Below are 15135 nucleotides of genomic sequence, written 5' to 3'. Positions count from 1 at the left end.
GATGAATAGGAGAATCACTTGGAGCATGAGAACAAAAATAAATGTAATGATCATTGCCTTATTGCTCATTGTCCAAAGCTTTTTCAACGCAACACTGGCTTACGCAGATGCTCCAGCCCCAGAACTGCCGCAGAGTGCTGTATCCGATCCTACACATACCGTTACGGATACTGTATACGGTGTCCCAAACCTTGAACCTCCCAGGGAGATTCCTTCAAATACGCCCCCCTTCGTTCAAGGAGCAGTCAGTTCAAAATCTCAACATGATGCAACTCCGCAGAGCATACTAACGAAGTTGAGCCTGACCGACGAATCAGGGCATGTCATTGATGCAGTATATAGTCCCGACAGCCAATTCGACATCGGATCAGCCATCCAACTAGGCTATGAATGGGAGCTTCCTGACAATACCTATAAGTCAGGAGACACTTTCACCTTTCACTTACCAGAACAGTTTGTCATCTACACTGATATCTCATCTCCGTTAGTCACTACCGACGGAACCGTGGGATACTTCACAGTAGATCGTCAGGGCAAGGTGATCATGACCTTTAACCCATATGTAGAGACTCATTCCAATGTCAGCGGCAAACTGCAAATCAAAACCGAGTTTACAAAAGAAATAGTGAAAGGTAGTACAGAGGTCATCATTGCGATTCCGATCAAAGGCGGGGTGCAAACGGTCATCGTGAATGTAAAGCCCCAGTCAGGGCCGTCCCTAAGCAAACAAGGGAAACTAGCTGGCACAAATCAGATCGACTGGACCATTGATGTGAACAAACAGCTAAACACCGTAAAGCATGCCTTCATCACCGATCCAATTCCTTTAGGACTGGAACTCAGAAGAGACTCTATCCGGCTCTATCATCTCCAAGTCAATATCGACGGATCGACCGTTGTTCGAGACCTAGTAAATGCGAGTGAATATGCCATTGAAGCAGATCAGGCCGGGACAGGGTTTGTGATTCGTTTTCAAGACGATAGCATGAACACGGCCTACCAGATTCAATATTCCACGCGCATTACTGGCGACGAAACTCGTTTTTCCAACACAGCAACGCTTTCAGGAGATGCGATAGAGAACGTTGCTGCTACCGGTACTGTTCAGGTAGAACGTGGTGAGTTTTTGTCCAAAAAGGTTGAAAAATATGATCATGCCACACAAACACTCTCGTGGGCCATACGATACAACTTCGGCGAGACAAAAATCCCCGAAGCCAAAGCTCTTTTAATTGATCATTTCAACAAAACTCAAGAATTGCTACCCGGTTCCTTGAAAGTATTTAAAGGAAACACGCTGGAGGAACTCCCATCGTGGGCGTATACTGTCATCCCAGTTGATTATCCGGACCGCAACGGCTTCAAACTTCAATTTAACTTTGACGTAGATTCAGCCTATACCATCCGATACCAGACTCAAGCCAGAGGCCGTGTCTATGAAAATGGAAAAGTTATAAACATCATAACCTCAGATGGAATCCAGAAGATCGTATCGACAGAAATCACAAGCGGAGTTATGACTAAAATGTATGACACACCCAATTACAACACCAAAATCATACCTTGGGTGATTACCATTAATACAGACTTGTACACCATGAAAAATATTGTCATTCACGATGTGTTTCCAAACGGGGGCTTGGCCTTGTTGCCGGACACCCTGAAAATTCAAACTGTTGACGGAACAACGGAGCTACGTGCCCCCACGGATTATGAGCTGATTCCGCTATCACAGGACTATAAACAAGGATTTACGCTCAAATTTCATAAAACCATTCATAAAGCTTATACGATCAAGTATTCAACCACCTATAACAATGACTGGAAAACGGATACGACGAAGCCTGAGTTTCGTAATAAATCCATTATAGAATACCAGTTTGAAGACGGAGAAACATCATCGCATGCCGTGGAGTGCCCGATCTGGCCGGACTTTATGACACAACGAAACGGTGCCAAGCAAGGAAGCTATAATGCGACCTCCAAGCTCATTACCTGGGACATTAAAGCCAACTACAATCGCAAGATCCTAAACCACGCGGAAGTGAGAGACCCCTTGCTGCAAGGTCAGAAGTTACTGCCCGGCTCCGTGAAAGTACACGATATGACCTTGCTGGGATGGTGGGATGGCGTACAAAAAGGGGCTGAAATCCCGGCAGATCAATACACCATTATCCCTCCCTCCGAGCAAAATGGGAATGAATTGCGTATCCAGTTCAAGGAGCAGATACAGACTCCCTACTGGATTACCTTTCAAACTTCATTGGAAGGAGAACTGATTGACAAGGAAATTCATAATCAAGCCCTTCTACTGGATGGACAAAAAACAGTCTCCAAATGGGCAGCGCAAGTCACGGTACCTCATGGTGGAGAATATGTATCTAAAGTCGGTACACAAAATGGAAATAAGATCGACTGGAGCATCCGCATCAATGAAGGACAGTCACATGTATCCAACGCTAAAATTATAGATCAGCCTAGCAGCAATCAAATCTTAATCGAGGATTCCTTTCATTTGTACTCTACAATCATCGCTGCCAACGGAAATACCACCAAGGGCACCGAGTTGATTAGAAACCAAGATTACAAGCTGTATATCAAAACAGATGCTCAAGGCCAGCAAACTTTTGAACTTGCTTTTGCCAAGGATATTTCCTCTGCTTTTATTCTTGAATACCAATCATTCATTCATGCTGAGGACAAAGCCAAAGTGAGTAATAAGGTTGCCTTTGAGGGGGATCGCTTGACGACAGAGATACGGGAAACCAGCCAGGAAATCATTGTACGAACGTCTTCCGGCTCCGGTTCCGGCGGGGGTGTGACCGAAAGTCTTGAGTTGACCAAGGTAGACCAGGATATGCCTGAGAAGGTACTGCCTGGCGCACAGTTTGCACTCTATGATAAAGGTCAAAAAAGAGCCCCTCTCATTCAGACCACCAATCAGGAAGGCAAAATCATCTTTTCCTCCTTGCTTCATGACGATTACATCTTGGAGGAATTGGCAGCACCGGAGGGCTATAAAATCACCGAGAGCAAGCTTGAGATCAAAATAGACGCAACACTGCGACAAAGCTCTGGTGTAAAAAAGATTGTGATCACCAACCGTAAAGAAAAGAAAAACGAACCAGGAACGCCTACTCATCCAGACCCGTCACCCCCGTCTGGAGGCTCAGGTAAGAAACATGACAGAGATCCGGAAATACCCGATACTCCGTCTGTAACCGTTCCTCCGTCATTGCCAATGTCTCCGGAGGACATAGCCCTTCTACAGGAGGAACCTGCACCTATACCGCCGGAGCCGCCAGCCGTCATGCCTCATCAAGATCCTTCTCCTCCGGTGGATTCGAAAGACGATCCCAAACCTAAGATCCGTGTCAAGGTTCCCGGGAAAGAGCCAGAAGAGCCAGAGGATCCACCTGCGGTACATCAGTTGCCCCAAACAGGTGAAAGCAGCCCCGTTCCGTTCTATTTGACAGGCATAGCGTTGGTTATGTGGGGCGTATTGTTGAAATTCACACGGACGAACAAAAAATAAAATGGATCACCTGCCCTGATCTCTCGCCTCATTCCATTTCCGATTGGAATGAGCCGGGAATGGGGCATTTTTCAAAAAAATATGTATAATCCGTACTTTGCTTAGGGGAGGCGAGATTGCTGAGTCTGCGTAAACTTTCCTACGTATTTATTTTGTTAGGCTTACTTTTTATTTTGTTTCCTAAAGCGACGGAATGGAATGAGGATCGGGAACAAAGCAAGCTATTAAAAGCAGCAGAACTACCATCAGGAAAAAGCGATGCGCTATGGCCCCCCAGTCTTACGGACAGCTATGCTCGCTTGTCCACTACTCTTACGGAAGTCCCGGCTCGTGAAGCACGACAAAATACTTCCACACCCCCTGTTACCATTGGAAGCGCTAATGAACAAACTCCCATAGCCACTATTAGTATAAGTCGTATTGCTTTAAAGCTCCCTGTATTGGAAGGCGCAACGAGGATAAATATGAGACACGCGGCTGTACATATGCCGGAAACGGGGACGCTGGGACAGGCGGGGAATGCCGCCATTGCTGCTCATCGAGCCCGCACCTCTGGACGTTTATTTAATCGTCTAAATGAATTGAAGATCGGGGATAAGATTGTTGTTAACACTCGGGGTAACCAATATGTATATAGCGTTTATAGCCTGAAGATGGTCGATCCTACGGACGTGTCTGTTCTGAAAAGCTTCAAAAAACAAAAGCTGCTCACCCTGATTACATGTGACCCTCTCATAAATCCCACCCATCGTCTCATTGTTCAGGCCAAACTAAGCACCTAAAGCCATTAAAGCGCCTATTTTTATGAGTAAAAATAAATCAGGCGGGCCATTCCTGTTCATTTACAGAAATACACCCGCCAATGTTCACATTACGATTCAGTTGGATTCTTGGCAATCAACTTGAAATCATCAAAGTGGAATCCTGGTGCAACCACACAGGTTACCAGTACGGGCTCATCCCCAAGCGGACGTGCCGTTTGCCATACTGCTCCTGGGACGAGTGCTTGTGGATGCTGTCCTGCCTCCACATCTGCACCAACAATAATCACAGTTTCTTCACCAGGCTCTTCTCCGCTTCCACCCAATTTCAACTCTACAGGGCTTCCGCTATGATATAACCACAGCTCATCAGAATGGACCACGTGCCACTCGGAGAACTCGCCCGGATGCAGCAAGAAATACGTAGACGAAGCTGCAAAGCGCGGACCAGAATATACATCCGGCAATACAGGCTTCGGAATTTGAAAATTGGCCTTCCACATCTCTTTGTACCAGCCGCCTTCTGGATGGGGCTCCATGCCCAATGCCGTGACTAGCGGTGAAATAGCTTTCGTCATTGTCTAACCTTCCTTTACCCTAAATTCCTTCTTCCCTACTGTAAAACATAGCGTTGCTTTTGTCACGTTTCTCCCTTGGCTTGTCGGGGATCAATAATTTATGTGAAATTTAATAACATAAAAATACGGATGTTTACTCATTTTCATCATATAAATAATAGTTCACTAGTAAAAATCACACCAAAATACATTACACGTGAAGTTTTATGACATAAAATCTTGTTTTTTATTGTAAGCTTATAGTATCATGAGAGAAATTTTTAAATTCTAATAGAGCTTGGTCATGTCAATCCGTCTACTAAGCTATGTATCCAAGCCTAAAAGGGGTGAGCTCTCTGATCCAGTTTCGCAATGTCAACAAGCATTACGGTCACTTTCATGTACTCAAAGACATTAATCTTCAGATTAAGGAGGGCGAGGTCGTCGTCATCATCGGTCCCTCCGGCTCGGGTAAAAGCACCCTGCTTCGCTGCATCAATCGTCTGGAAACGATATCGGATGGGGAACTGATCGTTAACGAGATCCCTGTACATGACAAAAAGATTGATATTAATGCCTTCCGTCGCAATATCGGAATGGTGTTCCAGCATTTCAATCTGTATCCCCACAAAAAGGTAATTGAAAACATTGTACTGGCACCTATGAAGGTACTGGGCATCTCGAAAGAAGAAGCTACTCAAACAGCCATCACTTATCTAAAGCGCGTCGGAATCGAGGAAAAGGCACAGAGCTACCCCGCCCAATTGTCTGGTGGACAGCAGCAGCGGGTCGCGATCGCCCGCGGGCTCGCGATGAATCCAAAAATTATGTTGTTTGACGAGCCTACCTCAGCTCTTGATCCCGAAACGATCGGAGAGGTACTGGATGTTATGCGCTCGCTCGCCCATCAGGGCATCACAATGGTCATTGTCACTCATGAAATGGGCTTTGCACGTGAAGTGGCGGACCGCGTGATTTTTATGGACAAAGGACAGATTTTGGAAGACGGCCAACCTGCCGAATTTTTTCAGAATCCGGGTGAAGAACGGGCCCGCCTGTTCCTGAGCCGTCTGATTCATCATTAAACAGACTTACCAATGTAGCGTAAATCGAAAGGGGAATGTTCTGATGAGAAAAAGATTTCAATGGAGTACTTTGGTGCTGGTAGCTTTATCTTGTCTGCTCGTCTTGGCAGGCTGCGGAGGCAAAGAAGGAGCGGCAACGTCGGGAAATGAGCCGGCAGCAGCCAACGGGCTGGAAGCGATCAAACAGCGTGGCAAACTAGTCATTGGTGTGAAATACGATACCAAGCTGTTCGGACTGAAAGACCCGGCTAGCGGAAAAGTAGAAGGCTTTGATATCGACATCGCCAAGGCTGTAGCCAAACATATTTTTGGCGATGAAACCAAACTTGAACTAAAAGAAGTCACGTCCAAAACACGAATCACCTTATTGCAAAACGGGGACATCGACGCCATTATCGCGACGATGACCATTTCGGATGAACGTAAAAAGCAGGTTGATTTTAGCGACGTCTATTTTAACGCCGGGCAATCTCTACTCGTGAAAAAGGGGAGCCCCATCACCGGGCTGGAGTCCCTGACCCCGAATACCAAGGTGCTCGCCGTGAAAGGCTCTACTTCCGCCAAAAATATCCGTGAAAAAGCACCAGAAGCGACGATATTAGAATTCGAAAACTATCAGGATGCTTTCAATGCCCTCAAAGCAGGTAAAGGAGAAGCGTTAACTACCGATAACTCTATTCTGCTCGGCATGCAGAAGCAAGATCCGAATTATATTCTTGTAGGCGGGAACTTCACAGAGGAACCTTACGGCATTGCAGTAAAGAAGGGACAAACCGAACTCCTACAAGCCATTAATGATACGATCAAGGAACTGAAAAGCAACGGTGAATACGATAAGCTCCACGAGCAATGGCTTGGGGTTAAGCCCGAATAGTATTCTTGTGAAGGAGCCGCGCTTGCGAGCTCCTTCCTTTCTTAAGTCTGGATAAGGAGGTATACCTGTAGATGCTTACTTTTGATATCAACGTACTTTTCGATCATAGCGACCGTTTCAGAGAAGGCTTGCTTCATACCGTTCAAGCTAGTGTCATTGCCTTGATTGGAAGCTTTATTCTGGGGGCTATTATTGCCATCCTCCGAATTGCGCCTTTTAAATGGCTAAACTGGATCGGTACCGTCTATGTAGAGGTCATCCGCAATATCCCATTGCTGATCGTCGTGCTGTTTTTTTATCTCGGGCTTCCCACTTTGGGCATCCCTTTGGACGGATTCGTATCTGGAACGCTTGGATTGACCGTATACACAGCCTCCTTTATTGCTGAAGCCATACGTGCCGGCATTCAATCTGTGCCCAAGGGGCAATTTGAAGCGGCAAGGTCCTCCGGGTTGAGTTACAACCAGACGATGATCAGCATTATTTTACCGCAAGCCATCAAAATTGTACTGCCTGCGATCGGCAACCAATTCATTAATCTGGTCAAAAACTCTTCCGTGCTGGCTATTGTGGCCGGGCTGGACCTCATGTATTACTCGGACCTCATTAACTCGGATACCTTCCTGCCCATCACAGTCTACGCCATCACGGCGTTGTTGTATCTTATCTTGACAGTTCCGCTTAGCTTTCTTGTACTGTACATGGAACGGCGTCTGTCCAAAACATCCTAAGGAGGGAAGCCTGTATGGATTTCGGTGGATTGTTTGTGTGGCCTAATGTGCGTTTTATACTGGAGGGCTTCCTGCTCACGCTGGAGGTTGCTATTTACTCTATCGTGTTCAGCTTCGCTCTTGGTATCTTATTCGGCATTCTGCGCTATACCCGCTTACCTGTCATTTCACAGGTTGCAGCCTTTATCATTGATCTCATTCGTAATCTTCCATTATTGCTCATTATTTTCTTCATCGGTATGGTTTTACCATCTATCGGTCTTTCCATTTCCCTCAAGTGGGCAGCCATTACAGGCCTGTCGATCTTCGAGGGAGCCATGATTGCTGAGATTGTGCGTAGCGGTCTGAATTCGGTCCATAAAGGACAGGTGGAAGCCGCACGTTCCTCTGGTCTAAGCTATTCTCAAACCTTATGGCATATCATTCTGCCCCAAGCGCTTCGTCGCATGGTGCCCCCGATTGTCAGCCAGTTCATTTCCCTATTCAAGGATACCTCACTGGCTGTCATTATCAGTTTGCCGGAGCTGACGCATAATATTCAGATTGTCGGTGGGCAAAATCAATCCTTTGTCATTCCAGCCCTGCTGTTCGCAGCTTTCCTGTACTTTGCTGTCAATTACAGTATGTCACTGATTGCACGCAGGCTGGAAGTTCGTACACATTAAAGCTCGTGATACTCATCAGGGTTGCCACTAGTTGGAACGCACGGTTAGTACAGCTTGTATCTCTTTAATCAATTGCTTCAACGCTTCTCCCTGATAACGGCCAGACCGATAAACCAGCTCTAGCTGACCCTGGAGCACGTCGCACAAAATAGGTACAGTGCAAAATTGTGAGTGATCCAATTCTGTTGCAAGGGACTCCGTCTGTAGGGTTACGGCAAGTCCATCCTGCACCCAGCGCAGGATGGAAGGTATGGAATTGGTCTCCAAGACGGTTGCAAAAGGATACCCGTGATCACGGAAGCACTTCTCAATCAGTTTCCTGCCGGGATGACACTCTGGCTGCATCCCCCAGGGTACATGCCTCAATTCGTCCAGCGTAATGGAAGAACGGTTGGAAAACACATGCTCTACCGGAACAACAAGACAGTAGTTCTCCGTACGAAGAGGAAGCTGGACAAGCCTTTCATCCGTACCCGAATGCAGCGTGATGCCAACATCCACTCGGTTATCCAGCAGCTGTTCTGTGACATCAAATGATGGATGGATGTGCAAGCTGACTCTAGGAAATGACTGATGAAAATGGATAAACATTTCTTGTAATGGTTCCTCCAGCTCCGGTAATGCGATACCAATCCGCAAACTCCCGCGTTGCTCGGTGCGCAACTCCTCAATGGAAGCCTTTGCTTGCTGTAAATCCTTGAGCGCATGTGCACTGTGTTGCAGCAACAATTTCCCGGCATCTGTCATCTTAATTTTCTTGCCTGCACGGTCAAAAAGAGTCATGCCCAATTCCTCTTCCAACGCCTTAATTTGCAAGCTAAGTGTGGGTTGGGAGATTCCGATCTTTTCCGAAGCTTTCGTAAAATGCAGTTCCTCGCATACCGCAATGAAGTATTGAAGCTGACGTATCTCCGTCTTCCTTCTCTCCCTTCGAGAATCCCCAGAATGATTGCATAAAAGGTCAAAAGAAGCGCAAAATCGGATCAAACCGGTTCGCGCTTCTTCTTCAGGTTATTGCGCTTTTTTTAGATTATTGGGCTACTTCTGCTTTTTCCGCAGTCAACGTAATATTCGCAAACGTATCTGCATCATACTCCTTGCCACGGGTAATATCGTAATTGGCTACCCGATTATTCACTGCCTCCAACGAGTAACGGAATAACGTCGGTACAATGGGTGCCTCCTCGCTCATATACGCCTGCCACTGATTGTATATATCTTTACGATAATTGTCGTCAAAGGCTTTCACAGACACCCCTTCCTGCAACAGCTTATCATTCTCTTCACTGGTAAAGCGCGAGTAGTTAAAGCTGGCTCCGCGTCCATACAGCCCACTAGGGTTTACATCTGTACCTGTACTCCATGCGCCGCCAAAAATATCAATGCCAGGGTCATCCTTCTGCACACGGTCATAGAAAGAATTGAACTCAAGCAGACGACCGTCCACCAGCTCGACATGAAGCCCGACATCCTTCCAATTTTGCAAATAAAACTTCGCCAGCGATTCGGCTGTCGCATCCCCGCTCATTGCCGCATAATGGAGCACCAGTTCCTTGCCCTTAGGGTCCTCACGGTATCCATCTCCATTGGTGTCCACATACCCTGCCTCGTCCAGCAGCTTTTTTGCCTTGTCCGGATCATACGCAATGCCCTTCGCATTCACATCATGATATCCCTTAAAGGCGGGCGGGACCAAGGATGTCGCAGGAGTCCGAAGCCCATGATAGAGCTGCTTGCCAACCTGCTCGTTATTCAGCGCATAGCCGAGGGCCTGACGTAATGACTTGTTCGCCAGCTTGGCGTTCGGGTCCATGATATTTAGACTCTTGGCCTGATCGAATTTGCCCATCTTAAAGCCTACATAGCTATAAGATAATTCCTCCTGACCGAGAAACTGTACATTTTTCGGATTGCTGGCCTCATTGTAACGGGTGGTTGGATAGCTGGCCCAGTCGACTTCTCCACTTTTCAGCGCCTCGGTAATGACATTCGGGTTCACCACCTTCAGATGAAGGCCATCCAGCTTGGGTACACCGTGAAAATAATCCTCATTTTTGACAAATTCCACAGATTCACCTGTAACCATGGATTTAATTTTGAACGGCCCATAGCCAATCGGATTTTTACGGACAGGGTCTGATCCGGCCATATCTTTCACAGGGATATTCTGAAACACCTTTTTCTCCAGGGGGGTAGACCAAAGTCCCGATTTCACCGAAGGATTAGGTTCCTTGAAATGAATGGTAACCTCTTTCTCATTGAGCACTTTGATGCCAGAAATGGTTTTGGCCTTACCCGAGTGATAATCTTCCATACCCACAATATTCGTCATAAAACTATCATAACGCGGACCTTCGTAGTCTTTATGACCGATCACTTCATAGGAAAAAGCATAGTCCTCCGCCGTTACGGGATTACCATCCGTCCAGTTCAGTTTGGGATCAATTTTCACAGTCACCGCCTTATTGTCTGGGGAAAAGGAAATCGTCGCCGCCCCTTTATTGTCAATATTCAGATTGGAGTCAATCGAAAACATAGAAGGGTAAAAAAACTGGAAGACTTCAAAATCAGGATTGCCATCATAAAATACAGGATTCAGAATGCCTTCAAAGGGGGTATCAGACACGAGTGCATAATTGATGATGCCACCCTTAATCGGTGCCTTATCGTTCTTGACCGCCTTCGCCAGCGCTGTCGCATTCACCTGTTTGCTGTCGGACCCTGAGCCGCCTGTACCGTCAGACGATTTCCCTCCATTTGAAGCGGAAGGCGAACCGCTGCATGCCGCCAATGAAAGTACTAAAATTGCAGATAGAACAGGCAGAATCCCTTTTTTCCAGTGTTTAACCATTGTAAATCCCTCCTTGTCATTGTCCTTATCCTTGAACTTCAGTTAACCCAATCGTTGTCTGGCATCCGTGGCGCGTTTGAGCGCCTGGCCAATAAAGTTAATCGCCAGCATTAACACCAAAATAAGCAGTGAGGCAGGTAACCACATCCACCAGCTATTCTGCAAAACATCCGGGTCATTGGCATAACTCACCAGTGTACCCAAGCTTGGCGTAGATTCCGGTAAGCCAAAGCCGAGATAAGAAAGCCCGGTCTCAATCCCGATATTCCCCGCGAGACTGAGGGTCAGATTGACGATCACGACCGAGCTAAGATTGGGCAGCACGCCAAACCAGATGATTTTCCAATTGGGTGTGCCAAGGGTTTTGGAAGCCTGCACATAATCCAGTTCGCGCTCCGACAACACCTTCGCCCGGATCAGGCGTGCTTTTCCAATCCATAAAAAGGCAGTCATGATAAAAATAAAGGACCCTATGCCGCTTTTGGGTACAATGCTGACAAATACGATAACCAGCATCAAGAATGGAAGCACCAGGATAAAATCAATGATTCGCATGATGATGTTATCGACCATTCCCCCATAAAAACCAGCCAGTAAACCTAATGTTAAGCCAATAGCGGCGGATAACAATGTAATCGTAAAGCCAATAGTGAAGGAATTGCGGGCTCCAATGACCAGTTGGCCGAAAATATCTCTGCCCGCTCGATCTGTCCCCAGCCAATGCACTGAGCCTGGAGCTTCACGAATCGCGCCCAAATCGACCGTCGTGACTACATCCTGATTTACAAACAGGACAGAGGCATATATAAAGATCAAGAACAGAATCACAAAGCCAATGGAAACCAAGGCCATTTTGTCACGCACCAGCTCACGACGCAGTACAGACCAACTGGATGGTGATTTATGAATGATTTCCGGCGTGAAGACCTCCTCCACCTGTATAGACACCATAATCCCTCCCTTTCTCTAGACTTGTTCGCTATTCAATTCGAATGCGGGGATCGACCTTGCTCAGGATGACATCAGATAAAAGGGTCCCTAATAGTGCCAAGAAGCCAGAAATCATGACCAGCGCGTTCACGACTGAAAAGTCCCGTTGAGTGATGGACTGAAGAAATAATTGGCCCAACCCCGGATAACCGAAAATAGATTCAAGAAAAATGTTGCCTGCAATGACTCCCGTCAGGTCATAGCCCAAAAAGGCAGCAATCGGCAATAGAGAGTTTTTGAAAATATGGCGGGAATAAATTTTACCTTCGGGCACCCCTTTGGAACGCGCTGTTTTCACAAAATCCTTCAGTCTTGTGTCAATGACCTCATTGCGCAAATACTGAATCGTAGCCGTTGTACTGAGCAATGCGCCTGTAACCGCCGGTAAAATGAGATGATACGACTTGTTCACGTAATATGACCATGCCCCCGGCTCCACACCTACATCCACACTGCCGCTGGTTGGAAACCATCCGAGCCTGAAGCCGAATACATACAGCAGCAGCAACGCGAGTATAAATAGAGGTGTCGCAAAGCTGAGATAGGTATAGCCCACTACAGTTTTGTCCAGCAGACTATGCTGATAACGACCGCTGAGTACGCCGAGCGGGATGGCGATCAGATACGTCAGAACCAGAATGACTACGCCCAGAAAGAACGTGTTCCCCAGACGGCTGCCAATCAGATCGGTAACGCTAATTTTATGTACATAAGATTTGCCCAGATCCCCGTGAGCAAGCTGGACGAGCCAGTTCCCATACTGCATCCACACCGGGTCATTCAGTCCCAGTCTTTGTCGCTGCTCTTCCAGTGCGGCCGGATTCAGATTGGGTGTCGAAGTAATAAGTCCTGTCAGGGCATCCCCCGGCATAGCCTTAGCCAGGAAAAATATAAGCACGCTCAGTGCAAAAAGTTGAGGGATCATAACCAGTAGCCGACGCAGTGTAAATTTCCACATTTCTGTACCCCCCTTATGGTAGCGCGACTTGATGGGATGGACTTACTGATTTTAGTGCAAACGGTTTTCCACTCGCGTCTAGATGTTTGGGTAGCTCTGTTTTGTAGGAGGATAAAAGCATTTGCCTTTTTTGAGCATTTTCCAGCCGTTTTGTAGGATCAATATTGGGAATGGTTGCAATGAGGCGCTGGGTATACAGATGCTGTGGACGCTCATAAATATCTTGCTCGCTCCCCTGCTCCACTAGACGGCCCCGATACATAATACCGATTTGGTCGCACATATGGCGGATAATACCTAAATCATGGCTGATGAACAAATACGTCAAATTAAATTCCTGCTGCACATCCTTCATAAAATTAAGCACCTGTGCCTGCACGGAAACGTCCAGTGCTGACACTGGCTCATCAGCAATGATCAGTTTGGGGTTTAATGTCAGCGCACGCGCGATCCCGATCCGCTGTCGTTGCCCCCCGGAAAATTCATGCGGATATTTATAGGCTGCATCGGCGTTCAAGCCGACCTTTTCCAGCAACGTCTGTACTTTTCTCCGTTCTTCCTCACTACTCAGCCTTTCAAAATTTCGCAGCGGTTCAGCAATGACATCCAATACGCGCTTACGCGGGTTAAGCGAAGAGTATGGGTCCTGAAAAATCATCTGAATATCTCTACGCAATGGATGACGATTGTTACTACTTAGAGCTGCAAGGTCCTTTCCTTTAAACAAAATCCGTCCGCTCGTCAGCTTATTTAGACCGATGATCGTCCTGCCTGTCGTCGTTTTCCCACAGCCAGACTCCCCCACCAGCCCGTAGGTCTGGCCTGCCTCAATGCTGATCGACACGCCATCCACTGCTTTCACCTGTTCGATAACACGCTGGAAGAAACCACCGCGCACCGGATAGTGCACCCTCAAATCATTTAACTCCAGTAGTGCCATGAGCAGCCTCCCCCTTTGCCTCGTCTTCAAAATGAAAATGCTGATAACATGTACAACGGACCCAATGTCCAGGGGAAATTTCATTTAATTGGGGATGGTCTTCATGCACCCTCTGCTGAATCCAGGGAATACGTGGAGCAAAGCGGCAGCTATTGCGGGGGATATCTTGTAATGAGGGAACAATGCCGCCGATGACATGCAGTGATTCCCCCTTGGTATGCGATCCCGGCATGGAAGCAAGCAAAGAACGCGTATACGGATGCTGTGGATGCCTGAATAATTCAAAAACATCAGCGCTCTCCACGATTTCTCCGGCATACATGACCACCACGCGGTCGGCTACTTCTGCCACAACACCAAGATCGTGCGTAATCAGGATAATACCGCTCCCAGTCTCCTGTTGAAGCTGTTTGAGCAAGTCGAGAATTTGCGATTGGATCGTTACATCGAGCGCAGTCGTCGGCTCATCTGCAATAATAAGAGAAGGTCGGCAAGCTATGGCAATCGCGATCATCACACGCTGCCGCATCCCTCCTGACAGTTCATGCGGATACTGATCATACACACGCACTGGATTCGGTATATCTACACTTTCCAGCAGCTCCAGCACACGTTCCCTTTTTTGCTTCGTAGATAGTGACGTATGATAATCGAGATTTTCCTCAATCTGCTTGCCAATGCTCATCAACGGGTTGAGTGCTGTCAACGGGTCCTGAAAGATCATGCCAATTCCCGCTCCGCGGATTTTATTCATTTGCCCTGAGGAAAGACGGTTCAAGTCCGTTCCTTTAAAAAAGACCTCCCCCTCTACACGCGTGCGTTCCATGTCATGCAGTTGCGGGATCGAAAGCGCTAACGCGCTTTTGCCACAGCCGGATTCTCCGACTACAGCCAGCACTTCATTGGGGTTGACCGTCAGATCCAGATGGTCGACTGCGGGGTGATATTGATCCTGGATGCGAAAAGATACGGATAATCCTTTAATTTCCAACACAGGTTCGGTATTCAATGCGCGCTTCCTCCATTCTCCATGGTCTTGTCCCGCTTATTCTCACCATGTTTGATGTTTAAAACCTCTCATGAACATTACATACCGTTTTTGTCGGAATAATTTGAATACATCCTATCACCAGTATATGGATATATCAATTAAGATTATGCTATCAACATCATTTAAAAAATCAATGA

General features: G+C 47.0%; 13 protein-coding genes. 6 read left to right on the top strand and 7 right to left on the bottom strand.

Annotated elements, in window-relative coordinates:
• Nucleotides 1-25 precede the first annotated feature (25 nt).
• Nucleotides 26-3535 (top strand): collagen binding domain-containing protein, encoded by a 3510-nt coding sequence (locus tag ACWA2B_RS07510; protein WP_449291866.1) that lies wholly within the window; start codon nucleotides 26-28, stop codon nucleotides 3533-3535.
• Between the two features lie 116 nt (nucleotides 3536-3651).
• Complete coding sequence (locus tag ACWA2B_RS07505) at nucleotides 3652-4317, top strand: class D sortase (RefSeq protein ID WP_069010736.1); 666 nt, start codon at nucleotides 3652-3654, stop codon at nucleotides 4315-4317.
• A gap of 89 nt (nucleotides 4318-4406) precedes the next feature.
• Here ACWA2B_RS07505 and ACWA2B_RS07500 read toward each other — a convergent pair whose 3' ends face one another.
• Nucleotides 4407-4874 carry a cupin domain-containing protein gene (locus ACWA2B_RS07500; protein WP_029514674.1) on the bottom strand — a complete coding sequence of 156 codons (468 nt, stop codon included), beginning with the start codon at nucleotides 4872-4874 and terminating at the stop codon, nucleotides 4407-4409.
• Nucleotides 4875-5179: 305 nt separating this feature from the next.
• Here ACWA2B_RS07500 and ACWA2B_RS07495 point away from each other — a divergent pair, with 305 nt between their 5' ends.
• The 4 genes from ACWA2B_RS07495 to ACWA2B_RS07480 all read left to right on the top strand — a co-directional run bounded on the left by ACWA2B_RS07495 (nucleotide 5180) and on the right by ACWA2B_RS07480 (nucleotide 8208).
• Nucleotides 5180-5938 (top strand): amino acid ABC transporter ATP-binding protein, encoded by a 759-nt coding sequence (locus ACWA2B_RS07495; RefSeq protein ID WP_069010735.1) that lies wholly within the window; start codon nucleotides 5180-5182, stop codon nucleotides 5936-5938.
• Nucleotides 5939-5981: 43 nt separating this feature from the next.
• Complete coding sequence (locus ACWA2B_RS07490; RefSeq protein WP_069010734.1) at nucleotides 5982-6812, top strand: transporter substrate-binding domain-containing protein; 831 nt, start codon at nucleotides 5982-5984, stop codon at nucleotides 6810-6812.
• Nucleotides 6813-6883: 71 nt separating this feature from the next.
• Nucleotides 6884-7543, top strand: a complete 660-nt coding sequence (locus tag ACWA2B_RS07485; protein WP_023986681.1) for an amino acid ABC transporter permease — start codon at nucleotides 6884-6886, stop codon at nucleotides 7541-7543.
• A gap of 14 nt (nucleotides 7544-7557) precedes the next feature.
• Nucleotides 7558-8208 (top strand): amino acid ABC transporter permease, encoded by a 651-nt coding sequence (locus tag ACWA2B_RS07480; RefSeq protein WP_029514671.1) that lies wholly within the window; start codon nucleotides 7558-7560, stop codon nucleotides 8206-8208.
• Between the two features lie 27 nt (nucleotides 8209-8235).
• Here the strand turns inward: ACWA2B_RS07480 and ACWA2B_RS07475 are convergent, their stop codons facing one another.
• From ACWA2B_RS07475 to ACWA2B_RS07450, 6 genes are read right to left on the bottom strand one after another with little or no spacing between them, the layout of a single operon-like run.
• Complete coding sequence (locus tag ACWA2B_RS07475) at nucleotides 8236-9195, bottom strand: LysR family transcriptional regulator (RefSeq protein ID WP_165147906.1); 960 nt, start codon at nucleotides 9193-9195, stop codon at nucleotides 8236-8238.
• Nucleotides 9196-9238: 43 nt separating this feature from the next.
• Complete coding sequence (opp4A, locus tag ACWA2B_RS07470) at nucleotides 9239-11059, bottom strand: oligopeptide ABC transporter substrate-binding protein (protein WP_318627675.1); 1821 nt, start codon at nucleotides 11057-11059, stop codon at nucleotides 9239-9241.
• A 42-nt stretch (nucleotides 11060-11101) separates the two neighbouring features.
• Nucleotides 11102-12010, bottom strand: coding sequence for an ABC transporter permease (locus ACWA2B_RS07465; protein WP_029514668.1), 909 nt, complete (start codon nucleotides 12008-12010; stop codon nucleotides 11102-11104).
• A 28-nt stretch (nucleotides 12011-12038) separates the two neighbouring features.
• Nucleotides 12039-13007: an oligopeptide ABC transporter permease gene (opp4B, locus tag ACWA2B_RS07460; RefSeq protein ID WP_029514667.1), complete on the bottom strand. Its 969-nt coding sequence runs from the start codon at nucleotides 13005-13007 to the stop codon at nucleotides 12039-12041.
• 13 nt (nucleotides 13008-13020) lie between these two features.
• Nucleotides 13021-13947 (bottom strand): ABC transporter ATP-binding protein, encoded by a 927-nt coding sequence (locus tag ACWA2B_RS07455; protein ID WP_449291865.1) that lies wholly within the window; start codon nucleotides 13945-13947, stop codon nucleotides 13021-13023.
• Complete coding sequence (locus tag ACWA2B_RS07450; protein ID WP_069010731.1) at nucleotides 13925-14956, bottom strand: ABC transporter ATP-binding protein; 1032 nt, start codon at nucleotides 14954-14956, stop codon at nucleotides 13925-13927. Before ACWA2B_RS07450 ends, ACWA2B_RS07455 begins: the two co-directional genes overlap by 23 nt.
• Nucleotides 14957-15135 lie beyond the last annotated feature (179 nt).

The organism is Paenibacillus sp. CMM36, assembly GCF_053570945.1.
This window is presented reverse-complemented; position numbering and strand designations above follow the sequence as displayed.

Excerpts from the sequence above, each read along its gene's own strand:
- ACWA2B_RS07510 (WP_449291866.1), top strand. The coding sequence starts at position 26 with ATGAGAACAAAAATAAATGTAATGATCATTGCCTTATTGCTCATTGTC.
- ACWA2B_RS07500 (WP_029514674.1), bottom strand. The coding sequence starts at position 4,874 with ATGACGAAAGCTATTTCACCGCTAGTCACGGCATTGGGCATGGAGCCC.
- ACWA2B_RS07495 (WP_069010735.1), top strand. The coding sequence starts at position 5,180 with ATGTATCCAAGCCTAAAAGGGGTGAGCTCTCTGATCCAGTTTCGCAAT.
- ACWA2B_RS07490 (WP_069010734.1), top strand. The coding sequence starts at position 5,982 with ATGAGAAAAAGATTTCAATGGAGTACTTTGGTGCTGGTAGCTTTATCT.
- ACWA2B_RS07485 (WP_023986681.1), top strand. The coding sequence starts at position 6,884 with ATGCTTACTTTTGATATCAACGTACTTTTCGATCATAGCGACCGTTTC.
- ACWA2B_RS07480 (WP_029514671.1), top strand. The coding sequence starts at position 7,558 with ATGGATTTCGGTGGATTGTTTGTGTGGCCTAATGTGCGTTTTATACTG.
- opp4A (WP_318627675.1), bottom strand. The coding sequence starts at position 11,059 with ATGGTTAAACACTGGAAAAAAGGGATTCTGCCTGTTCTATCTGCAATT.
- ACWA2B_RS07465 (WP_029514668.1), bottom strand. The coding sequence starts at position 12,010 with ATGGTGTCTATACAGGTGGAGGAGGTCTTCACGCCGGAAATCATTCAT.
- opp4B (WP_029514667.1), bottom strand. The coding sequence starts at position 13,007 with ATGTGGAAATTTACACTGCGTCGGCTACTGGTTATGATCCCTCAACTT.
- ACWA2B_RS07455 (WP_449291865.1), bottom strand. The coding sequence starts at position 13,947 with ATGGCACTACTGGAGTTAAATGATTTGAGGGTGCACTATCCGGTGCGC.